Here is a 22,625-nt window from a genome sequence, read left to right as displayed (position 1 = left end):
AATTTTCTGTGGACGTAAAACAAAAAAATGCCCCGGTCAAGATGACTGGGGCTTTTCGACAATCTACACACACGTTAACTATTTTACTTGACAGTTAAGATTTTAAATTCGGTCCGGCGGTTAAGTTGATGTTCGTCTTCCGGACAGTTTTCCCCGTCGGCGCAATCGTTCATAAGTTCGCTTTCTCCGTAGCCCCGGGCAATCAGGCGCATCGGGCTGATACCTCTTCTTACGATGTAATCATAGGCGGCCCGGGCCCGGCGTTCGGAAAGTTTCTGGTTATAGTCCGCACTCGATCGGCTATCGGTATGAGAGCGGAGTTCTATCGTCATGTCGGAATACTTCTTCATCAGGGTTACGACCCGTTCCAGTTCTTTGGCGGCATCGGGCCGGATAAAGAATTTGTCTAAATCGTAGTAGATGTTATCCAGCCGGAACACATCCCCTTCGCCATAAATCCCGATGTTGTTTTCTACGACATTACTCCGTTTGGCTGATTTAAGCTGATTTTTATCGGTAGCGTAGCGATCTTTTTCGGCCGTGATGGTATAGTTGGAGTTGGGGTCCATATCAAACTCATAACTACCATCCGGACCCGTAGTCACGGTTTTCTGCGCATTATTCTTTTCGTTGCGCAGCGTTACCCGTACGCCATCGGCCGGTTGCTGATCCACTTCTTTCCTGATTACCCCTTTTACAATAGTATTGTCACTGCGTTCCAGGTAAATCGAAAGCCCCATCGTAGGTTGGGAAGACTGCGTCTGCGATGAGAAACGGACACTGTTGGCCGCATACCCTTCTTTTATGGCCCTAAACTCGTACTCAGTAGCTACATCCAGACACATCCTTATGCTGCCATCCAGTCCGGTTTGCTGTAGATTCTGATTAACCCCGTTCTTCATCATCCGAACGTCGGCTGCTTCCAGCGGGGCTTTGGTTTTGGCATCGTACACAAACACATTCAGCTGCTTACACACCCGGCGAAAACTGTAAATGTTGTCGTCCGATGCACCCCGCTTGCGGTTGGAACTCAGGTAGCCCGAAGTACGGGTAGCGTCGGTAATAAAGCCAAAATCATCACGTTCGGAGTTAATGGGCGCGCCCAGGTTTTCTACACCTTTTATGGGAATATCATCCTTTAATTCCGCCAGAAAAACATCCAAACCGCCCAGTCCTTCGTGACCATCCGAAGAAAAGTACAGGTTGCCATTGGCATCTGCGAAGGGGAACATCTCGTTTCCTTCGGTATTGATCTCGCGACCCATATTGACCGGGATACCCCATTGTCCGTTGGTAAAATCTACGACGTACAGGTCGGTACCACCGTAGCCGCCGGGCATATCCGACACAAAGTACAGTTTGGAGTCATCGGGAGAAAGCGCCGGGTGCCCGCACGAATAGTCTTTGCTGTTGAAGGGAAGTTCCTGGATATTTCCCCACTTGTTGCCGCTGCTGAGTTCTGCAGAATACAATTTTAATTTTCGTACTCCCTGGTCACTCTTTCCGGACTTGCCCCTGTCGTCGTTGTTGCGGGTAAATACAATTCGCTTCTGGTCCTGAAAGAAGGTCATGGGGCCTTCGTGGTACTTGGTATTCAGCGTCCGGCTGAATACTTCCGTCCGGCTGAGGCTATTTTCGTTGGGAGTGGTACTTTCAGAAGCATTATTGATGGTACTTCCGCCCAGCGAAGCGGCCGTTACCGACTCGGGTACGCCCCGTAAATCAGCCGTATCCGGATGAAAGTACAGGTCCAGAAACGGCGTCTGATTCCAGTTGAAAACCCGCTTGATGGGACCGCTCTCGTTTCGGGCCGATACAAACACCAGTCCCTTTTGGTAGTACATGGGACTAAAATCGGCCTGCCGGGAATTTATGGGGATGTACTCTAGCTTGTAGGAAGAAGAATCCTGGTAAAAGCGGTTCATATCCATGTAGGATACGGTAAATCGTCGTCCGCGCAGGTCTTCGGTTTGTTTTTCACCGTAGCGGGCGTACATTTTCTGGGACTCGCGGTACTTACGGTTCGAGGCCAGCGCCTGGGCGTAATACAGGTACACCTCACTGGGAAGGTCGTTGAAACTGTTGACCGCCTCAGCGTACACCCTTTCGGCATTTCGGGTATCCTGCAGGCGACGGTAGCTGTAGCCCAGTTTGGTGAGGGCTTCGCGGGTTTCGATCGGCTCTTTCTTTCTGTCAATTCTCAAAAACTCCTCATACAATCTCACAGCGCTGGTGTAGCTCATGTCGTCGAACTGCTTATTGGCAGTCCGCAGACGTGTGCTTTGTGCCATAGCTCCGAGCGAAAATAGCAGCAGAGCCAGCAGCAGCAGGGTTTGTCGGTAGTTAACTTTCATGTGTGTTTGTTGGGTTTCAGGGTAATCTGGTGTTATCCTGTGAGGGTCATTAGCAAAGATAGTGCCAAATTTTAATTTCTTTCTAATTATTAATCCTAATAGCTCATTTACAGCAAGTTTCCTGCCAGAAAGTACCTACTTTAGCTACTAACTCAGGATCAGGAAATTACGAAGTACCTCAACCGGGCTCCTCCTTAGTCAAGTCTGGTTTAGGACCCGATGGTCAGGAGGTAGGGACAATGGAGATTTGGGTAATTTTGGTGGTGTGCCCGGTAATTTGGAAGCGATGGTCGGTGCGCAACCCTACTACCCACAAGATCCGGCCCTGGTTGTCGGTTAGCACCGAAACGGTTTCTTTCAGACTACGGGGAATTTTCAAGTCAATCAGCAGGTCACTTATCTTTTTCTTTTTTCCGCCCATCCCCAACGGACAAAACCAGTCGCCCTGCCGCCACTGCCGCAGACAAAGCGGGTACTGTAAGAGACTGGAGTCAAAGCTGGCGGTTTGGGGGGAAGCCGGATGCTGGTAATCGGGAGACCTGACCTGACGGTGTATCCTAAGCGTACCCTCCCGAAAAGGTACTTCACTTTCGGTTTCGGCAATACTTACTTCCGAGGGCGGGAGTGCAGTAGGTGTCAAAAGGAGTTCGGTTCGGTCTTTGACCAGCGTATGGGTGGCTGAATGAAACAATTTGCCGACCTGCCCTCCGAGTGAATCAAAAATTTGCCGGACCTGCGGGTAGGAAAATCCGTAGGGTTGTAAAACCTCGGCCAGCCGGAATACGGGTTCGTTGGTTTGCCGAAGAGCGGCAATCGACACCCGTAGGGTAGTACCTTCAGTACGTACGGCTGTGGTCTGCCATTCGTTCAGGTGAGCAGTCAGAAGTACCTCCGCCGCCCGAAGTCGCTCCGCCGTCAGCTGAAAAGTAGTTTCCAAAGAAGGATTGATTTCCTTGAGGATGGGTACCACCCGGTGCCGGATCAGGTTGCGCCGGTAGTAAGTACTTTGATTAGAACTGTCTTCGCGCCAAATCAGGTTATTTTCCCGGGCATAGTGGTCAATGGTTTCCCGGGTGGCAAACAAAAACGGACGAATCAGGAATCCGGTCTGAAAGGCGATTCCTTTGAGGCCAGCCAGGCCCGTACCTCTTACCAGGTTCAGCAGCACTGTTTCCAGAGCGTCGTTGCCGTGGTGGGCGGTAGCTATGTAGTCGTAGCCTTCGGCCCGCCGAATCTCCTCAAACCAGCGGTACCGTAATTCCCGGGCAGCCATTTGGGTCGAGATCCCTTTTTGTTGTACCAGCGTATTTGTATCAAATCTTTGGGTGTAAAAGGAAAATCCGTAGGAGGCGGCAAGTCTCTTTACAAATACGGCGTCGCCTTCGGACTCTTCTCCTCTCAACCCAAAGTTACAGTGTGCTACGCCCGCCCCGAATCCTGCCTTATAAAAAAGGTCTGCCATCACAACCGAGTCGATCCCCCCGCTCACAGTAAGCAGGGTACGTTTGGAGGACAGGGGAATCTTATGGGCGTTAATAAACGTTAAAAAATCGTCGAGCATAACCCGGGCTGAGGTTAATCAAGTAATTTTACGAGTCAATGAGTAATAAACCAAAGGTAGGCAGAAACCACCACCACATGAAGCAAACAAAAAAAATTGAAAACAGAGGCAACCCTTTTAAACCTTCGGGAATCATTATACTCAAAGGAGGGATGAAACTACTGTTGTTCTTTGGTTTGCTGTTGGCTTCGTCCTGGGGATGGGCGCAGGGAGTACCCGGTGGGGCCTCCGAAAGAGTTGAGCTGCTGCCCGGCTCCGATAGCCTGGTTATTTTCAACGAGGGAGGAGTGGAAACCCGGCGCGTCGTAAATAATGTACGTTTTCGGCATAAAGGATCAATTTTGTATTGTAACCTGGCCATCCATAACGTGGCCTCTAACGTAATTGAGGCCTACGGAAACGTAAAAATAGTACAGGGCGATACCATTACCGTTACGGGCGACACGCTTTACTACTACGGCAATACCCGCCTGGCCCTGGTCAGTGGCCGTCGGGCTACGCTGAAAGATAAAAAAAGTACGCTCACCTCGCGGAAACTAGTGTACGACATGGCCATGGGAATTGCGAGCTATCCCCTGCCGGGACGTACCGTCGATAAAGAAAGTGTATTGACCAGTGACGAAGGATTTTACGATACCCGTACCAAGGAGTTTACATACTATAAAAATGTGAAGATTGTCAATCCGAAGTACACACTCACTACCGATACCCTGCTGTTCAACTCCATAACCAAGTGGTCGTACTTTCAGGGCGCAACCCGTATTGTAAGTGAGGACGGTACCCTGGTAGCCAAAAAGGGCAGGTACAACACCGAAACGAGGGAAGCCATATTTAATACCCGAACCTCGGTGGACAATGAATCCTATACCCTGACGGGCGACTCGTTGTCCTTTGACAACCAGAACGAATTGGGCTTTGCCAAAGGCAACGTAGAAATATTCGCCAAGAACGATAAGACCTTGCTGACGGGCGACGAAGGATTTTACCGGGGGCAGGAAGGATTCTCAAAGGTGTACGGGCATGCGGTGGTACGAAGCGTGGTATCCGAAGATACCCTGTTTATCCGGGCCGATACGCTGTACTCGTACGAAAATAAGGTAGATAGTACCCGCCGGTTGGTAGGCAACAAAAACATTTTTATGTACAAAACCGACTTTCAGGGCAAGTGTGATTCTCTGATTTATAATACGGCTGATTCTACAATCATGTTCTTCCGGAACCCCATATTGTGGAGTGACAACTTTCAGCTGGAAGCCGACTCGATAAATGCTTTTTTGGTCAATAACAAGATAAATCGGATGCTGTTGAAAAGCAATTCATTTGTCATATCCGAAGATACCCTCCTGCACCAGCACAATCAGGTTAAGGGCAGGACGATCAACGCATATTTCAATTCCGAGAATAAGCTCAGACAGGTACTGGTGGATGGGAACGGACAAAGCGCCTACTATGCCGTTGGAGATGAAGAAACCTTAATTGGCTTAAACAGAGTAGAGTGCGGAAAAATGAATATCCAGTTTGTGGAGAACAGGGTAAAGCGGATAGCCTTTGTGGGACGACCCGATGGTAAACTTATCCCTCCCCAAAAAATCCAACCCGACCAAACGAAGCTCGAGGGGTTTAACTGGCGAATTAACGAGAAACCTACCCGGGCCCAAACCCTCTGGCAAGAGGTGCCTCCGGTGTCGGAGCCACCCGCGGAGGGCCGACAAAAAAAGCCCAGGGCAACCCTGGAAGCGAAAATTCGTTGAGAAAATTCCCCAGAATCTTTATAGCATACTTTTTGTTCCTGATTAATAACAAACTAGCTACTTAAAGGAGATTCTGAATTTTTCTAAAAAATTTTTTGCATCCGCACAATAAATTTTGATAGTACAATTTTTTATGTATATTTTTGTAAACAAGACCAGTTCAGCCACGGCTTTTACTGGCACAGACCTAACCCAGTGCCATGAAACAAACTTTACTTCTTACATATATAGTTCTCATCACTGCCCTGACTTCCGTTCAGGCCCAGACCACGGCTACCAGTAGTCGTTTGGATATGGCTTACAAGAAGCAGCCGACGTCCCTGGATCGCCCAGCTCTGGTGCGTCAGCCTTCGGTGATTGAATACAAGCCGCTGGCTCTGCCCAAGCCGACTGCCCTGAACAACTACTACCGGTCGTTGCTGTTTGCCAATCCGGCCGTAGCGCAGGCTACCGCGCCCGGCGAAGCTGCCCCCGTGGCCGCTCCGGTTGATCGCAACGAACGTCGTGGTGCTGGGTTTAGTGAAAAAGGCGGCGAAGAGCAACTGTACACCAGCGACCGTATTACCGTCTCTAACATTTATCCCAATCCAGCCAGTGAGTACGCTGAGGTAGATTATAGCGTAAACCAATCCGTTCGGGACGTTAAGCTGATATTTTATAATGTACTTGGTTCTCCAGTAGCGGAGTTTTCGCTGGATAAGAATGACCGTAAACTTCGGGTTAATACCCGTGAGCTGCCAACCGGCGTTTATTTCTACCAGCTGGCCGTAGAAGGGAAAAAAGTGGCAACCAAAAAAATGCTGATTCGCCATCAGCAATAACTTTATACTAAGGCACTTTCTTAGCTACACTTTCGTTAGAATGGTGTAGCTTTTTTTATTACATTTGCAACCCTATGCGAAAGAACAAATCTGCGGGTTATCTCTTACTGATTATCACCCTCTTCCTTTTTACGTCGTGCAGCAAGTTTGCCAAACTGCAGAAGTCTGGTACCGACGAGAAGAAGTACGAGGCGGCGGTAAACTACTACAAGAAAGGAGACTTCTATAAAGCCGGTCTGCTGTTTGAGGAATTAATTCCAATTCTGAAAGGGAGTACCGAGTCGGAAATGGCGCAGTTTTACTACGCCTACACCCAGTACCACCAGGGGCTTTACAACATGAGCCAGTACCTGTTCAAGAAATTTTATGATACGTATGCCCGGAGTGATTACGCTCAGGAGGCATTTTACATGCACGCTTACTCGCTGTATAAAGACTCGGCCCCGCATTCGCTGGACCAAGCCAGTACTTTGACGGCTATATCGGCCATGCAGGATTTTATCAACACCTACCCGGAGAGCCCTTTCCGGAATGAGTGTACCCGCTTCATCATGGAGCTGCGTAACAAACTGGAGTTGAAAGCCTACGAAAAGGCCAGGTTGTACTACAAAATCAGTGATTTTAACCTCGCTTCGCTCAAGTCAGCCGTTATTTCAATTGATAATTTCCAGAAAGATTTTCCGGACTCCAATTTTAACGAAGAGCTTTCGTACCTGCGGGTAGATGCTCAGTACAATCTGGCAAAAAGCAGTTTTGCCAATAAGCAAAAAGAGCGCTACGAGGAGGCGGTTAAGTACTATCAGACTTTCATAGATAAGTACCCCCAAAGCCGGTACGTCCGCGACGCGGAAAAACTCTATGGTAGTAGCCAGCAGGAGCTGGAACGTATTGCTACAATTGAGAAAGCCCGTCAAAAGAAAAAAGAGGAAGAACCAACTACCAAGCCGGCCCGGGTTACGACCTCCGAGGCCTCTTCCTCCATAAAATAAGCGACAATAACTAAAGTAGATAACAAGAAAACACTATGGCAACGAATCCATCTATCGTAACGCGAGACACTGACAAAATTGCTGCGGTTACCGGTAACCTGTACGAATCGGTTTCTATTATTTCAAAGCGCGCCCGTCAGGTTTCCAGCAAGATGAAAGAAGAGTTAAATAATAAACTGGCCGAATTTGCATCGGGCGTTGATAACCTGGAAGAGGTATTCGAAAACCGCGAGCAAATAGAAATCTCCAAGTTTTACGAGCGTATGCCCAAAGCGGGTAGTATGGCAATTGACGAGTTTTTGGAAGGCAAAACCTATTATAGCCACCGCAACGCCGAAGACGAGGCATAAGAAAATCAGGCAGTGAAGCGCAGCCGTACGAACTACTATTTTGTTCGTACGGCTGCTTTTTTTAGTATTGCTTCAAAGAAAACCAGGTACTGTCACTTTTGAAACAAGACTAAGTACCCGTTCCGTAAGTAGTACCATCCCAAATCAGCACTATCTTGTTTCTGGCAGACAAAAAAATAATAGTTGGCGTAAGTGGCAGTATAGCAGCCTATAAATCGGCGCTGCTGGTACGGTTGCTGGTCAAAGCCGGGGCGGAGGTACAGGTCATTATGACCGAAGCCGCCCGTGACTTTATTACCCCCTTAACCCTGGCTACCCTTTCCAAACGCCCGGCGCTCTCTTCCTATATAAAGGATGACCAGGGTACCTGGAATAACCACGTAGAGCTGGGCCTGTGGGCTGATGCCTTCGTGGTAGCACCGGCTACGGCCCATACGCTGGCAAAGTGTGCCAATGGCCTCTGCGATGACCTGTTGACCGCGGTGTATTTGTCGGCGCGATGTCCGGTGTTTTTTGCCCCGGCCATGGACCTGGACATGTACCATCACGCCAGTACCCGGCACAACCTGCAGCGGCTCGTTTCTTACGGCAACCGGGTTATTGAGGCCGGTTTTGGTGAGCTGGCCAGCGGTTTGGTGGGGGATGGCCGTCTGGCCGAACCCGAAAAGATTCTTGAGGTACTTGAGAAGTATTTTTTCAGGAGGGAGGTGGCCGTAGGGAAGCGGGTACTCATTACCGCCGGACCCACCCGGGAAGCCATTGATCCGGTACGTTACGTTAGTAACCATTCCACCGGAAAAATGGGGTACGCTCTGGCTCAGGCTTTTGCCTACGCGGGAGCCCAGGTAACGCTGGTGAGCGGGCCTACCTCGCTGCCCGTTCCTGATGAAAGCATTCAGGTAATACCGGTTGAGTCGGCCCGGGAGATGTACGAGGCGGCAAAGGAGTACTTTCCCTGGACTGAGCTGGCCATACTGACGGCAGCCGTGGCTGATTACCGACCGGCCCATCCGGCGGTTCAGAAAATCAAGAAAAAGGGTGAAACGCTAGATCTGGAATTGCTCAGGACCGTGGATATTGCGGCTTCGCTGGGGGAACAGAAGCGCGACGGACAACTATTGGTTGGCTTTGCCCTCGAAACGGACAATGAGCTGGCCAACGCCATGGAAAAGCTTCAGCGTAAGAACATGGACTATATAGTTCTGAACTCGCTGAACGATGCCGGAGCGGGCTTTGCACACGATACCAACAAAATAACCGTTATTGACAAGGAGGAGCGGATCCGGTACTTTGAATTGAAATCCAAGCAGAAGGCCGCCCGCGACATCATGGAAATTATTATTGATAAATGGAGCGAAGTATGAAAAAGGGACTTTACGTTTGGTTGTGGGTGTTGCTGCTGGCAATAAGTACCAAGGGACAGGCCCAGGAGCTGAATTTCACGGTGAGTCTGAACTATGATCAGCTTTTTGCGCAACAGAAAACTGACGCGCAGACCATGGAGCAGCTCAAGACGTACATTACGGATTTCCTGAACAATACCCGCTGGACCAACGACCAGTTTGCTCCCGAAGAACGCGTCAAGTGTAAGCTCAACATCAACCTGATTAGGTCGGTGACGCAGGGTAGTTTCGAAGCCACCGCTCAGCTGATTGTTACCCGTCCGGTCTATAACTCTACCTACGAGTCGGTACTATTTACCTATGTCGACCGGAACTTTAACTTCACCTACCTGCCCAACAGCCCCCTATTTTTTAACGAAAATAATTACACCGACGAGCTGCCTTTTACCCTGGCGTTTTATTCCTACATAGCCCTGGCGCTGGACTACGACTCGTTCAGCAAGCAGGGCGGTAGCCCCTTTATTCAGCGGGCTTTTAATCTGGCCACGCTAGCTCGCAACGCCTCAACTTTTCCCAAGGCCTGGGCTACCGGCTCCGATACCCGCAACCGCTACTGGCTCATTGAGAACCTCATGAGTCAGCAGTTTCTCCCTTTCCGGGAAGGTGTGTACGCTTACCACCGGCTGGCGCTCGATACGGCTACCGAAACCCCCGGGCAATCCCGTAAAACCGTACTGGAGGTACTTCAGGCCCTTAGGCAGGTATCGCAGCTTCGGCCGGGAGCCATTGTTATTAATTCGTTTTTTGATGCCAAGTCCGAAGAACTGTATAAAATCATGAAAGAGGCGAGTCCCGACGAGCGTCAGCAGGTATATACCCTGCTTTCCTCCATGGACCCGGCCAAAACCGAATTGTACCGCAAGCTGATTCAGTAAAACCCGCCCAGCCTTTATGAGTAAACGCCTGATCCGGATATTTGTGGCTGAGGTACCAGCCCGCCTCAACGAACTATCCGGACAAGACCTCCACGTAGTACTTCGCAACGGGCAAACCTACCTGGGTACCCTGGTAACACTTGCCGCCGGTGTACTGACCCTGCGCGATACCCGCGGCCACGCACACCAAATTTCCCTGCCTGAAATTGAGGAAGTTATTTATGACCGGAAAAGCCCTTACTAAGGCCGAAGTACCCTGCTAAATATCTTTTAATACAGCCGAACCCCGGCCGCTTCTGATTTGTTGAATACTTGATTAACTTCGCAGAAAGAACCGGTAAAGCCAGGTACCTTTGGGTAAGGTATTTACCCGCTTTTGCCACGGACGCTCTAAACTGTCCACTCACTACAACATGCTTGCAAACTTACTGATCAAGAATTACGCCCTGATAGAACACCTTGAACTTTCTCCCGATCCGGAACTGAATATAATTACGGGGGAAACAGGTGCCGGGAAATCTATAATGCTGGGAGCCATTGGTCTGCTACTGGGCAACCGGGCCGACAGCAAGTCCTTGTACGATCCCACCACCAAATGCGTCATTGAAGGTTCCTTTGACGTGTCAGGCTACGCGGTGGAGCATATTTTTGAAGAAGAAGAACTGGACTTTGCCGACAGCTGCATTGTGCGGCGGGAAATTAGTCCCACGGGCAAGTCACGTGCTTTTGTGAATGACACACCCGTGAACCTGGAAACGCTCCGCCGGGTTACTAATCAACTTATGGATATACATTCCCAGCACGATTCCATTATGCTGGGTAATAACGAATTTCAGTTGCAGGTAGTTGATACCTATGCGACCAATGACCTGCTGCTTAAAAACTACCGGACCGACTACCGGGCTTTTCGCCAGGCCCGTGATACGTATGAGTCGCTGAATGCCGAAGCGGCCCGGATGCGAAAAGAATTTGACTTCAATAACTTTTTGTACCAGGAGCTCAGCGAGGCCAATCTGCAGCCGGATGAGCAGGACCAGCTCGAACGGGAGCTGAACCTGCTGGAAAACGCCGTGGAAATAAAAGAGCGCCTGCAACTGGCCTACGACTACCTCGATAATCCGGAGCAGTCGGTGCTGGATATGCTGAAAAGCGCCGTTGCCAGCCTGACCCAGGTAAGCAGGCTGGTACCTGATTACGAGCCACTCCGCGAAAGGGCACAAAGCTCTCTGATTGAACTGCGCGACCTGGCCGACGAAATAAGCAACGCCGGTGCTATGGTCGACCTGGACGATGAGCGCACCATAGTGGTTCGTGAGCGCCTTGACCTGTTGTATCAGCTCCAGCAAAAACACCACGTACGCACCCTGTCGGAACTCCTACAGATACAGCACGAACTGGAAGAAAAAGTTGGCAAAGTCTTGAACCTGGACGATGAACTGGCCCGGGCCAGGCAGGAAGTAGAGCTTACGCAGGAGCGGATGATGCAAAGCGCGACCAGGCTATCGGAAGCGCGTAAAAGTGTTACGAAAGACATAGAGCAGCAGATGTGCAGCTGGCTGATTGAGCTGGGTATGCCCAATGCCACGCTGGCCATTGAAGTGTCGCAGGTGGCCCCAACGGTGGACGGCATTGACTTTATTTCTTTCCTGTTCAGTGCCAACAAAGGCATTCGCCCGCAGGAGTTGCGCAACGTAGCCTCCGGAGGGGAATTTTCGCGTCTGATGATGGTATTTAAGTACATTCTGGCCGATAAACGTAAATTGCCTACCATTATCTTTGACGAAATTGATACGGGGGTATCCGGCGAGATTGCCATTAAAATGGGTAACATGATGCAGCACATGGCCAAAAGCCACCAGATTATTGCCATTACGCACCTGCACCAGATAGCCGCCCAGGGTACTGCGCACTACTTTGTGTACAAGGATAATTCGTCAGCCAAAACCGTCAGCCGTATTCGCCGTCTGAGCTTTGAGGAGCGCGTTATGGAAATAGCCCAGATGATTGGCGGACGCACTCCATCGGATACGGTGGTACACAATGCCCGCGAAATTTTAAGTACCACCGAGGCCCTGTCCCGGAAAAAGAATCAGACCAGGTTATTCTGAAAATAAGATTGTTGATTAAAAATTTGAAGTAAACCCAATTAGAGCCACCACATGTTAAAGGGAAAAACACTCACTATGTTAGCCGTAATTGCCCTCGGGAGTTGTACTCAGGATGCGGATAAGGTTAAAGAAATAGAGCAGGAAGTACTGGACATTCATGACGAGGTAATGCCCAAAATGGACGATGTCATGAAGCTTAAGCAGCAGTTGAAAACTAAATTAGCCAATCTGGACAGTTTGCAGCAGGAAGGAATTAGCAGCAACACCATGGCGGAGGAACGAATCAAGGCATCGGACCTGAACCGGCAGCTGGTCCTGGCCGATAGCCTGATGATGGAGTGGATGTACCAATACCGGGGCGATTCGGCCAAGGCGTTACCATCCGACCAGGCCATGGACTATTTCAATAAGGAAAAAGAAAAAATAACAGTAGTAAAAGATAAAACATTGAAAAGTATTAAGGAAGCGGAAGGTTTTCTGGACAGATAATCCGGAAATGAGACGTTTCCTTTTTTATCGGGAATAGCTATGATAGTACAAAAAATAAAATGGGCAACCGGCCTGGCGGGCGTATTCCTTACTGCCATGGTAGCGGGTTGTGGTACCTCCGAGAAGAAACTGCCCATCCTGGGTGAGCGCGATACGGTTACCAAAACCGTGAACGGCAAAGAAGTAGTAGATACTGTTTACCATACTATTCCTCCGTTTGCTTTCGTCAACCAGTACGGTGATACGGTTACGCAGAAAGATGTAGAGGGGAAAATTTACGTTACCGATTTCTTCTTTACTTCCTGTCCGACGATATGTCCGGTTATGAAAAAGCAGATGATCAAGGTGTACGAGGAGATCAAATCCAACCCGGACGTGATGATACTTTCGCACAGCATTGACCCGGTGCACGACACTCCGGAAGTACTTAGAGAATACGCTCAGGACCTGGGTGTAACCGGTAGGCAGTGGCAGTTTGTAACGGGTCCCAAAGAGAAGATTTACGAGATAGGGCAGGGGAGCTACATGGTAACCGCCAACGAAGATTCAACCGCCCAGGGCGGGTACATTCACAGCGGGGCGTTTATTCTGGTTGACCAGCAAAAACGGGTGCGCGGTATGTACGATGGTACCACCGAGGAAGGTACCCAAAAGCTTATTCAGGATATAAAAGTACTCCTAGCCGAGTCAAAAAAGTCGTGATGCCGCTCTGTTTTCCACGTATTAGTACTTTTGCCGCCGGTGCTTTTCTGGCCTTGGTACTTAGTTGTAGTACGGCGGATGAACTCAAAAAAGACCAGTACTACGCCGAAGGCTATCAGCTTTACACTACCCACTGTGCCAACTGCCACCAGGCTGAAGGCCAGGGACTGGCCAATCTTTACCCGCCGCTGGCCGGTTCGGAGTACCTGGCCGATAAGGAGCGGTTTATCTGCATTACGCGCTACGGGCTGAGTGGGGAAATTACCGTGGCCGGAAAAACCTACAACCGGCCTATGCCGGCTAATCCGCAGCTGAAAGACCTGGAAATTGCCGAAATAGCTACCTACGTGTATACAACCTGGGGAAAGGACAGTACCTATACCAGTACCGAAATGGTTACGGAAGTACTGGGTACCTGCGGTGAATAAATAATGCGGAAGTTGGTATTCCGGGGCTTTTAGTGTTGTAGAATGCTTAGTAAGCACCATCAATGCTGAATATCCCGGTTGGCTTCCGGATGGAAGTCTGGGAGAAATCCTGCTCGGCATCCAGTCCGATTCCTTTTACAATATCACCGGTTTTTCGTTTTTCAATGGTGACCTCCTTATCAGTATAGACTTTCTTGGTATTCGGATTCCAGTATAGTTCGGAAGTTGATAGCCGCTCCTGCGTCTGCGAATTTACTACCCGCACGTTACCTTTTACTACGTACAGGCTTTTTGTGTTGTCATACCGGCCTGAATCGGAGCGGAGCGTAGTAGTTACAGTACTTCCGGTATCATCGAAGAAATTGATATTGACGGTATCCGGAAAGACTTTATCTTCGTTTTGAAAGCGATACTGCTTGGGGGTTTTCATCTCTACCTTCAGAAAACCATTCTCACTGTAAAGTACCCGCACATCGTTAACCTCTTCAATGGGGCCGGTATAGGGTATGCTGGCTTTGTTCTTGTCGTCTTCGCAGGCCACGAATAGCAACGACAATAACACGAAGAACACCGGAGATAAGTACTTGCCTCCCGCTTTCAGCCCTGGTTTTATTTTAATTGAATCTGACATCCTGCAACAGTAACAACTGTACGGGCAAGTACGTTTCCGGGGCGGCCATTTTTAGCTGCTTAACCCGGATAACCGTAAGTACCTACCTCCTTAGTCAAGTCTGGGTTTTACAAACCAACCTCTGTCAACAAGGGTCAGGCCTAGAAGTACCCTGGCATACCGCTCGCGAATGGCCTGGGTGCTCATTACCCCGCGTTGTCCGCCAATCAGGCTCAGGGTAAATGAGTTTCCTCCACTTCCAATGGGCAGCGTAATCCCCATGCTCACATTGGAATCGTTCAGCTGGGTTCCGCCGGGGTTGTAAGGCGATTTTCCGTGGGAAAAGCCCAAACGGTAAGCCGCCAGGTCAAAGTAGCGGGTAGAGGTAAAGCGCGGTATATACTCCGCTCCAACGTGGACTCTGCCGGCGTTGTTAAGGCCTTCATTGGTGTTGCCAAAGCTTTGGTAATTAGACCAGGACTGGTGCTCGTAGTCGGCCGCTAGGGTTAATTTGAAAGGCCATTCCAGACTTACCCCCATGCGGTACTGCGAAGGCAGGTATACCCCGCCCTGAGCATTATTGGTAAGTGTATCGGGTAGCCCAACGGGAAAAGTATTATTCGACAATTCGAAGCTGGTAGTTTGTTGGGCGTTTAGGTTGGTACCAAAGCTGTAGGCCCCCCCTATATTAAGGTTCAGCTTGTTGTCAGGCTTTAGTGGGAGTTGTAAGGCAGCTCCTCCCCTAAAAGAAATGTCAGAATAGCTGGTGCGCTCATTGCGGCTTACCAGGTAGTCGCGGCCGTCGCCAATCAGGAGTTGCGATTCGGAGGCTCTGCGTACGTTGCCAAACAGGTAGGATGTTTCCAACCCCACACTCAGGTACCTTCCGATCTGAAAGGCATTGGTAAAAGAAGCTTTACTAATGGCTCCTTTGCCGGTATAGTAGTAGTAGGCGTCGTATATGGTACCCGGCACCTTAGCCGTAGTGCGACTTTCGTAATCAACAAAGCTGTAGGGTTTCAGACTAAAACCAACTGCCCACCTGGGGGTGGCAGGAAATACTATAGCCAGGTAGGCCAGGTTGGCACCGAAGTCCCGTTGGGTCAAAGTAGGACTGGCTATCTGCTTGTACTGACCAATGGTACCAAACTCAACCGATGTAAAGCGGTTGCGCACCCACAGGGCCGGATTGAGGTTGTTGATATGAATCCCATTGCTGGTGCTGGCTCCGGCTTCACCCATGCTCTGGCTGGCGGCGAAAGCATCGCTGTAAGTTTCGCCCAGCCCCAGTACTGTGTAGGGAGAGTTACCTAATCCTTGTCCGTAGAGTGGTGAAAAGTAGGTTGAAGAAAGCCCCCCGAGCAGCAGCCCGGCGGTAAGAAGTTTAATCCTGCTGTAAAGCGACATTGTATAGTAATATTCGGTTCAGTCCAATCAGTACCAGTTCTGGCACTGCAAATATGGTCGGTTTCAGACGACTTTCAAAAAACGGCACATCTCCGCCGCACATCACTACCCGGCAGGCCGGGCAAATTTGGCGGTAAGCCTCGATAATTCCATTGATTTCGCCCAGCAAGCCATTCATAACACCACTTTGCATGGCACTGCTGGTGCTTTTTCCAGGAAAGAGCGGTAAACCATCGGGTTCAACCAGGGGGAGCCTTTCTGTAAACGAGTGCATAGCCCTGAATCGCATACGTACTCCCGGAGAAATCAGTCCTCCTTCAAAGCTCCCGCTCCGGGTTACATAGTCGTAGGTAATGCAGGTACCCATGTCAATTACCACCAGGTCTTCCTCCGGAAAAAGTGCAACCGCCCCCACCGCGGCCGCAATCCGGTCAGCTCCCAGGGTATGGGGCGTGTCGTAATTTTTGGTAATAGGTACCGGGGTACTACCCGTAAGATTCAGAACCGGGGTATTTAGTTGGAGCCTTTCCCGAAATTCTTCCACCGGATGGCTGACCGACGAATAAATAAGGTACTCAGGAGGTTGTGTGCGGATTGCCGACAACAATTCCTCAAAGGTAAGCCTTACCCGGTATTCCACCAGGGTGTCCCCTTCAAACCAGCCGATTTTTGAAAAGGTATTGCCTGAATCAACTACAATATTCATCTGCCGGCAAAATTCCTCTTTTAGAATGACATTGTAACATTGGGAACACAGGAAAAATCAAATTGTAAATCCAAGGTACCTGGCAGCGGGTAATTTCCAAACCGGGCATAAAGATAAAGAGGTCAGGCAGTAAAGTACCATGCTCCCAAATTTATTAACATTTTTTAACCATGCCGGTCCGGGTTGAGGCTTTTAGTTGGTACGGGCTATTTGCACCCTTTCGTTGAAAGTACCCGGCCGCGCATTCAAAGAAGTTTTGCAAACATCGCTCACTACCTGTATGTTTGATTTAGAATCGGGCACCGGAAGGCAAGGTTTGCCGGTTTTCGGATATTTTCAATTTGCAGATAGTTCAAAACAGACCGGATTAAAGTAAAGCATGAAACTGGACCTGGTAGAAATAAACCGATGGCTTCGGCAGGAAATATGGCGAAATTCAATTGAGGACTACCTGTGGGCTCTGGGGATTCTGGTGGTTGGGTTTTTTATTAAAAGGGCGGTTTCCCGCATTATGAGCAAGTGGGTGTTCCGTATGGTCAGGAAAGAATCCGAAGGGGTACCTCTTTCTGAATTTTTACGGCTTATCCGGCCGCCGGTGGAGTTTCTGCTCATCCTGCTTATAGTGTACCTGGCTTTTGAACAACTGAAAGTACCTGAGATCTGGCCCTGGCTGAATGTAAGAAAAACCGCCTTACGGGTTTTTATTGATAAACTTTACCAGGTGGTATTTATCATAGGTATGGCCTGGGCCGGCGTGCGTATTATAAAATACGTGGGGCTGGTTTTTATCCGGAAAGCCGAAAAGACCGAATCCCGGGTGGACGATCAGCTGGTCCCCTTTTTCCGGGACCTGACCATCCTGTTATTTGTCATTGCCATTTGTTTTATCGTTTTGGGCAAAGTATTCGAGGTGGATGTACTGACCCTGGTTACCAGTTTGGGAATTGGTGGTTTGGCCTTAGCCCTGGCCGCCCGCGAAACCCTCGAAAATCTTTTTGCCTCCTTTGCCCTTATGCTGGACCGCCCCTTCACTCTGGGCGACTCTATCAACGTAGGCGGTACCGAGGGTACTATCGAAACCATCGGTTTCCGAAGTACCCGCCTCCGGACCTTTGACGGGAGCCTGGTTACCATACCCAACCGGCTGCTCACGTCCCAAACCCTCGACAACCTGACCGAACGACGTTTAAGAAGAGCCCGGTACTACATAGGACTGGCCTACGATACTCCTTCGGAGGCCCTTCAGGCCATTGTAGCCGAAATCCAGACTACCCTGAACGAGCACGAAAAAACCCGGCAGGAGCCGGGGGTGGTGCGTTTTGATAAATTTGGAGAAAGCTCACTCGACCTGCTCATTATCTTTTACGTTTTGACGCAGGACATCAAGGAATTTAACCAGGTAAAGGAGGAAATAAACCTGGCAATAATAAAAATAGTAGAGAAACACGGGGCAAGGTTTGCATTTCCGGCCCGTGAGCTGTACATTCGCAATGAATACACCCCATCTATCTCCGCCGATACTGAAAATAAAAAGGGCTTCTGAACGTTTTTCTACCAAAAGCGTTACATTAGAAAAAAATAGGCATTCACTTATTGACAACACGGTTTTTTCGCACTATCATTGCGTCCGATTCCAGCCTATTATTCTCATCAAAGTTTCAAGTTGTCGGTTGCCGATACACACCACCTGTATTCTTATTTCACGCATTTAATTCCAAAACGTGATCCCTCGTCATAGTCTGTCCTTTAAAGTTATTGTTTCTACCATCATAATCAATCATTTATCCAGGTAAAGTCAAGCTTTACTTCCCATTTCTTTATGCTTACAATTGATGAATTGAACCTTAAACTTCTTTCGGAGTTAAAGGAAATCGCGGAGAAGTTTGGTATCAAAGACTATAACAAACTCACCAAGAAAGACCTTGTTTATAAAATACTTAGCCAACAGGCCATAATGCCTTCTGAGGAAACCGCCGATAAAGCCGACGATGAGCCCAAGCGGAAGCGTGCGCGTCGGCCCAAAGAAATGGCTGATGCTGAACCCAGAAGTGTCGCGGCTCCCGCCGCCAGGAGTAATGCCCCCCGGGATAATCGGGAAACCCGGGATGACAAAAACGCCGGCCGCCGGGGCCGTCCTGCCGACAATCAACCAAACCGCCCGGTTGCCTCAGCCAATGAAGTAGATACCAGCGTAGAAGTTGGGGAAGACCTGGACCTTTCGGATGACCTGGGAACCGCAGCAGCCGTTGAGGTACAGGTGCCCGAAACCCGTACCGAAACCATGGAGGCAAAAGACGATGATTCTAACGGCCGGGATGAAGAAAGAACTACCCCCCAGCCGCGCCAGGAAGAAAACGAAAGAAATGACCGTTCTGAGCGTCCGTCCGCTCCCTCTCAAGCCCGTGAAGACCAGACCAATAAAATCAAGCGCCACTACAACAACTACGTACGGGAGTTTGATGGCCTGATCCTGAACGAAGGTGTACTGGAAATAATGCAGGATGGCGGCTACGGCTTTTTGCGCTCGGCCGACTATAACTACCTCGCCAGCCCGGATGATATTTATGTTTCTCCTTCGCAGATAAAACTTTTTGGTCTTAAAACCGGCGATACGGTAAAAGGGCAGATTCGTCCGCCCAAAGAAGGGGAGAAGTACTTTGCGCTGCTACGCGTTGAAACCGTCAACGGTAAAACCACCGAAGAAATCCGCGACCGGATTCCGTTTGAGTACCTTACTCCGCTTTTTCCCGAGGAACGCCTGAACCTAAGTACCCGTCCCGATCAGATTTCGACCCGTATTCTGGACCTTTTTGCTCCTATCGGGAAAGGACAGCGTGGTATGATCGTGGCGCAGCCTAAAACCGGTAAAACCGTTTTGCTGAAAGAAATAGCCAACGCCATTACCCGCAACCACCCCGAGGTATTCCTGCTGATATTGCTCATAGACGAGCGTCCGGAAGAGGTAACCGATATGCAGCGTAGCGTACGGGCCGAAGTAATTGCCTCTACTTTTGATGAGCAGGCCGACCGCCACGTAAAAGTGGCTAGCATCGTGCTTGAAAAAGCAAAACGTATGGTGGAATGCGGTCATGATGTGGTAATTCTGCTGGATTCAATCACCCGTCTGGCTCGTGCGTATAATACCGTCGTTCCTTCGTCCGGTAAGATCCTGTCGGGTGGGGTAGACGCCAATGCGCTGCATAAGCCGAAGCGTTTCTTCGGGGCGGCCCGTAACGTAGAAAACGGAGGGTCGCTGACCATCATCGCCACGGCCCTGATTGATACAGGTTCTAAAATGGACGAAGTAATCTTTGAGGAATTCAAAGGTACCGGTAACATGGAACTCCAGCTCGACCGCAAGCTTTCGAACAAGCGGGTATTCCCGGCTATTGACGTCATGACCTCAGGTACCCGTCGGGAGGATTTGTTGCTTGACAAGGAAACCCTGCAGAAAGTTTGGATTCTGCGCAAGCACATGTCTGACATGAACCAGATGGAATCGATGGACTTCCTGCTTGACAATATGAAAGGTACCCGCAACAACGACGAGTTCCTAATATCAATGAATAGATAAGATCTTGTAAATCCTTCCTCTTGAAAAGCCCCGCCCGAGTAATCTGGTGGGGCTATCTGTTTTAAAAGGTACCAATACTTGGGTGGTTGCTGGTAGGTAACTGGCCGGGGCTTGCGTGACCAGAAGTTTATCAGAAGAAATTCAGGGTGATTTATTCAACAATACCCGGGGCCGTGGGTTTATGGAATCATACACCAAACTTTAAACGCTATGACCAAAGGACATAATAAAGGAAGCAACGATGCCCATCAGTCGCAGGAGGATGTGAAGCGGGTCCCGGGCCAGACCGGTCACTTGAAAAACAAAGACACCGAAAAGATCAGTAACAGCCGCAAAGGCCGAAATAAGGAAGACGACCAGTCGGGTGGTACCAAGGGGCAAAACGCGATTTAAAATAGAGGACTTGTAAAGGTTAATGTCTTTTAATGCGAACGCTCCGACCAATAGCCGGAGCGTTCACTTTTTATATAAGGGTACTATAAAGTACTTACAATATCTCTACCGAGCGCTTGATAAACTGGGTTAGTTCGTTGCCCGTGAGCATACCTTGCGAGAGCAGCGCCAGGTCGTAGGCTTGCTTGGCCAGCGCCTTTTGCTGGTCGGCATCTTCGGTGTTGAGGATGCGGGAAGTCAGCGGATGGTTGGCATTGATAGATACTGTAAACATCATGGGCATGTCGCCAAACATGCTACGCTGCCCGGAGGTGGCCTGCATGTCGGTCATGCGGCGCATAAATTCCGGGAACGTGATAACCACCGGAAGTTCGTCGGTAGGCATGGCCTCCACCACTACAGTACTTGCCTTGCTGGTGAGCAGGTCTTCAAAGAGTTTTTTAGCTTTCTCTTCGTCATTTTTAGAAAGAACACTTTCCAGCGTCACATCCTTCTCGATCAGTTTATCAACGGTATCGGCATCTACCCGTTTAACGTTGGTTTTTTCCAGCTTGCTTTCCAGGGCGTTGATAAAGTGCGAGTCAATAACGGTATCAAGTACCAGTACATCGTAGCTACGCTTCCTGGCCGATTCTATAAAAGCATCCTGCTTCCGGGGGTCGGAGGTATAGAGCCATACCAGGTTGCCCGATTTGTCGGTCTGGTTTTCTTTAATTGCCTCACGGTATTCCTCAAAGGTATAGTACTTGCCTTCGGTGTTCTTAAGCAGACAGAAATCCTTGGCCTTTTCGTAGAATTTTTCGTCGCTGATGATTCCGTACTTGATAAACAAATCAATGTCATCAAATTTTTTCTCAAAGCCTTCGCGGTCATTCTTAAACAGCTCCGACAGTTTGTCAGCTACCTTGCGGGTAATGTACCCGTTGATCTTCTTCACGTTGCTGTCAGACTGTAGGTAGCTGCGCGACACGTTCAGCGGAATATCGGGGGAGTCGATGACCCCGTGCAGGAGTTGCAGGAAGTCAGGTACTATGTCTTTTACCTCGTCGGTAATAAACACTTGGCGGCTGTACAACTGGATTTTTTCCCGCTGTACCTGAAAATCATTTTTCAGTTTAGGGAAGTAAAGTACACCCGTCAGGTTAAAAGGGTAGTCTACGTTGAGGTGAATCCAGAACAAAGGCTCTTCTGAGTAGGGGTACAGCTCGCGGTAGAAGTTCAGGTAGTCTTCATCCTTAAGGTCCGCCGGATTTTTGGTCCAGACGGGAGCGGGATTGTTGATAATTTTTTCCTCAAACTCAATTTCGATGGGCAGGAACTTACCGTACTTCTCCAGGATGGTCCGCAGTCGGTGCGGACTGAGAAACTCCTCCGAGTCGGGTGCTATGTGCAGTATAATGTCAGTACCACGTTCGGCTTTTTCAGCGGTGGTCAGCTCAAATTCTGTTGAGCCATCACATACCCAGCGGGCCGCTTCAGCATCTTCTTTGTACGATTTGGTAATTATCTCTACCTGACTGGCCACCATAAAGGCCGAATAGAAACCCAGACCAAAATGTCCGATGATGCCTTTGTCGTTGCCTTTATCCTTGTACTTCTCTACAAACTCGGCCGCACCGGAAAAAGCAATCTGGTTAATGTACTTCTTGATTTCATCGGCGGTCATCCCGATGCCGCGGTCACTTACCGTTATGGTTCTGGCCGCTTCATCTACCTTTACCGTTACTTTCAGTTCGCCCAGTTCTCCGTTAAATTCGCCGTACGAAGCCAGTTGTTTCAGCTTCTGGGAAGCATCAACCGAGTTGGATACCAGCTCGCGCAGGAAGATTTCGTGGTCGGAATACAGGAATTTTTTGATGATAGGGAAGATGTTCTCCGTGTGGATGCTGAGATTTCCTTTCTCTTGTACCACTGATTCCATAGTCGTTCGGTTTTAAGGATTATATTTTACTTAGAAAGATTTCGTACTTGCAATACCGTTCAAAAAATTGCGTTCCAATACCAAATTACCTCCTCCTCGCTGACAGTTTGACAGCCGCAGGTATTCTCACTGCGGAAAGCTGGTTTGTCCTGGTGTTTTTTAGTAATATTGCGCAGAGAGGTA

At 49.4% G+C, this 22,625-nt stretch carries 20 protein-coding genes; 14 read left to right on the top strand and 6 right to left on the bottom strand.

Going from position 1 to position 22,625, the window contains the following annotated elements:
• Positions 1-83 precede the first annotated feature (83 nt).
• On the bottom strand, positions 84-2,354 hold the full coding sequence (locus VGN67_RS16700; protein ID WP_327487994.1) for an OmpA family protein: 2,271 nt from the start codon (positions 2,352-2,354) through the stop codon (positions 84-86).
• Between the two features lie 223 nt (positions 2,355-2,577).
• Positions 2,578-3,915: a tRNA lysidine(34) synthetase TilS gene (gene tilS, locus VGN67_RS16695; protein ID WP_327487993.1), complete on the bottom strand. Its 1,338-nt coding sequence runs from the start codon at positions 3,913-3,915 to the stop codon at positions 2,578-2,580.
• Between the two features lie 77 nt (positions 3,916-3,992).
• Here tilS and VGN67_RS16690 point away from each other — a divergent pair, with 77 nt between their 5' ends.
• The 11 genes from VGN67_RS16690 to VGN67_RS16640 all read left to right on the top strand — a co-directional run bounded on the left by VGN67_RS16690 (position 3,993) and on the right by VGN67_RS16640 (position 13,831).
• Positions 3,993-5,666 (top strand): OstA-like protein, encoded by a 1,674-nt coding sequence (locus VGN67_RS16690; protein WP_327487992.1) that lies wholly within the window; start codon positions 3,993-3,995, stop codon positions 5,664-5,666.
• A gap of 200 nt (positions 5,667-5,866) precedes the next feature.
• On the top strand, positions 5,867-6,487 hold the full coding sequence (locus VGN67_RS16685; RefSeq protein ID WP_327487991.1) for a T9SS type A sorting domain-containing protein: 621 nt from the start codon (positions 5,867-5,869) through the stop codon (positions 6,485-6,487).
• Between the two features lie 74 nt (positions 6,488-6,561).
• Positions 6,562-7,476 carry an outer membrane protein assembly factor BamD gene (locus VGN67_RS16680; protein ID WP_327487990.1) on the top strand — a complete coding sequence of 305 codons (915 nt, stop codon included), beginning with the start codon at positions 6,562-6,564 and terminating at the stop codon, positions 7,474-7,476.
• 35 nt (positions 7,477-7,511) lie between these two features.
• Complete coding sequence (locus tag VGN67_RS16675) at positions 7,512-7,826, top strand: DNA-directed RNA polymerase subunit omega (RefSeq protein WP_327487989.1); 315 nt, start codon at positions 7,512-7,514, stop codon at positions 7,824-7,826.
• Positions 7,827-7,981: 155 nt separating this feature from the next.
• On the top strand, positions 7,982-9,190 hold the full coding sequence (gene coaBC / locus VGN67_RS16670; RefSeq protein WP_327487988.1) for a bifunctional phosphopantothenoylcysteine decarboxylase/phosphopantothenate--cysteine ligase CoaBC: 1,209 nt from the start codon (positions 7,982-7,984) through the stop codon (positions 9,188-9,190).
• Positions 9,187-10,104, top strand: coding sequence for a DUF4835 family protein (locus VGN67_RS16665; RefSeq protein ID WP_327487987.1), 918 nt, complete (start codon positions 9,187-9,189; stop codon positions 10,102-10,104). The genes coaBC and VGN67_RS16665 overlap by 4 nt, the downstream gene beginning before the upstream one ends.
• Before the next feature lie 16 nt (positions 10,105-10,120).
• Positions 10,121-10,348 carry a hypothetical protein gene (locus tag VGN67_RS16660; protein ID WP_327487986.1) on the top strand — a complete coding sequence of 76 codons (228 nt, stop codon included), beginning with the start codon at positions 10,121-10,123 and terminating at the stop codon, positions 10,346-10,348.
• A 169-nt stretch (positions 10,349-10,517) separates the two neighbouring features.
• Entirely contained in the window at positions 10,518-12,212 is a 1,695-nt protein-coding gene (gene recN, locus VGN67_RS16655) for a DNA repair protein RecN (RefSeq protein ID WP_327487985.1), read from the top strand.
• A 75-nt stretch (positions 12,213-12,287) separates the two neighbouring features.
• On the top strand, positions 12,288-12,701 hold the full coding sequence (locus VGN67_RS16650) for a viral A-type inclusion protein (protein ID WP_327487984.1): 414 nt from the start codon (positions 12,288-12,290) through the stop codon (positions 12,699-12,701).
• 39 nt (positions 12,702-12,740) lie between these two features.
• The gene (locus VGN67_RS16645; RefSeq protein WP_327487983.1) at positions 12,741-13,403 is read left to right on the top strand and encodes an SCO family protein; all 663 of its coding nucleotides are present in this window, start codon (positions 12,741-12,743) and stop codon (positions 13,401-13,403) included.
• A complete protein-coding gene (locus VGN67_RS16640) occupies positions 13,403-13,831 on the top strand; it encodes a cytochrome c (RefSeq protein ID WP_327487982.1) in 429 nt (142 codons plus the stop codon). Before VGN67_RS16645 ends, VGN67_RS16640 begins: the two co-directional genes overlap by 1 nt.
• 46 nt (positions 13,832-13,877) lie before the next feature.
• Here VGN67_RS16640 and lptC read toward each other — a convergent pair whose 3' ends face one another.
• From lptC to VGN67_RS16625, 3 genes are all read right to left on the bottom strand, one after another.
• Entirely contained in the window at positions 13,878-14,462 is a 585-nt protein-coding gene (gene lptC, locus VGN67_RS16635) for an LPS export ABC transporter periplasmic protein LptC (protein ID WP_327487981.1), read from the bottom strand.
• 90 nt (positions 14,463-14,552) lie between these two features.
• Complete coding sequence (locus tag VGN67_RS16630; protein ID WP_327487980.1) at positions 14,553-15,848, bottom strand: hypothetical protein; 1,296 nt, start codon at positions 15,846-15,848, stop codon at positions 14,553-14,555.
• Complete coding sequence (locus VGN67_RS16625; protein ID WP_327487979.1) at positions 15,826-16,554, bottom strand: type III pantothenate kinase; 729 nt, start codon at positions 16,552-16,554, stop codon at positions 15,826-15,828. The genes VGN67_RS16630 and VGN67_RS16625 overlap by 23 nt, the downstream gene beginning before the upstream one ends.
• A gap of 379 nt (positions 16,555-16,933) precedes the next feature.
• On the opposite strand from VGN67_RS16625, the gene VGN67_RS16620 reads away from it, so the two are divergent.
• The 3 genes from VGN67_RS16620 (at position 16,934) to VGN67_RS16610 (ending at position 20,521) form a co-directional block, all read left to right on the top strand.
• The gene (locus VGN67_RS16620) at positions 16,934-18,097 is read left to right on the top strand and encodes a mechanosensitive ion channel family protein (protein WP_327487978.1); all 1,164 of its coding nucleotides are present in this window, start codon (positions 16,934-16,936) and stop codon (positions 18,095-18,097) included.
• A 276-nt stretch (positions 18,098-18,373) separates the two neighbouring features.
• A complete protein-coding gene (gene rho, locus VGN67_RS16615) occupies positions 18,374-20,128 on the top strand; it encodes a transcription termination factor Rho (protein WP_327487977.1) in 1,755 nt (584 codons plus the stop codon).
• A gap of 210 nt (positions 20,129-20,338) precedes the next feature.
• Entirely contained in the window at positions 20,339-20,521 is a 183-nt protein-coding gene (locus VGN67_RS16610; RefSeq protein WP_327487976.1) for a hypothetical protein, read from the top strand.
• Positions 20,522-20,615: 94 nt separating this feature from the next.
• Here the strand turns inward: VGN67_RS16610 and htpG are convergent, their stop codons facing one another.
• The gene (gene htpG / locus VGN67_RS16605) at positions 20,616-22,442 is read right to left on the bottom strand and encodes a molecular chaperone HtpG (protein WP_327487975.1); all 1,827 of its coding nucleotides are present in this window, start codon (positions 22,440-22,442) and stop codon (positions 20,616-20,618) included.
• Positions 22,443-22,625: the final 183 nt, after the last annotated feature.

Origin of the sequence: Telluribacter sp. (genome assembly GCF_035998675.1) — a bacterium.
Lineage (GTDB): Bacteria > Bacteroidota > Bacteroidia > Cytophagales > Spirosomataceae > Telluribacter.
Note: the sequence above shows the minus strand (reverse complement) of the source record. Positions and strands in the feature narration are given on the sequence as shown.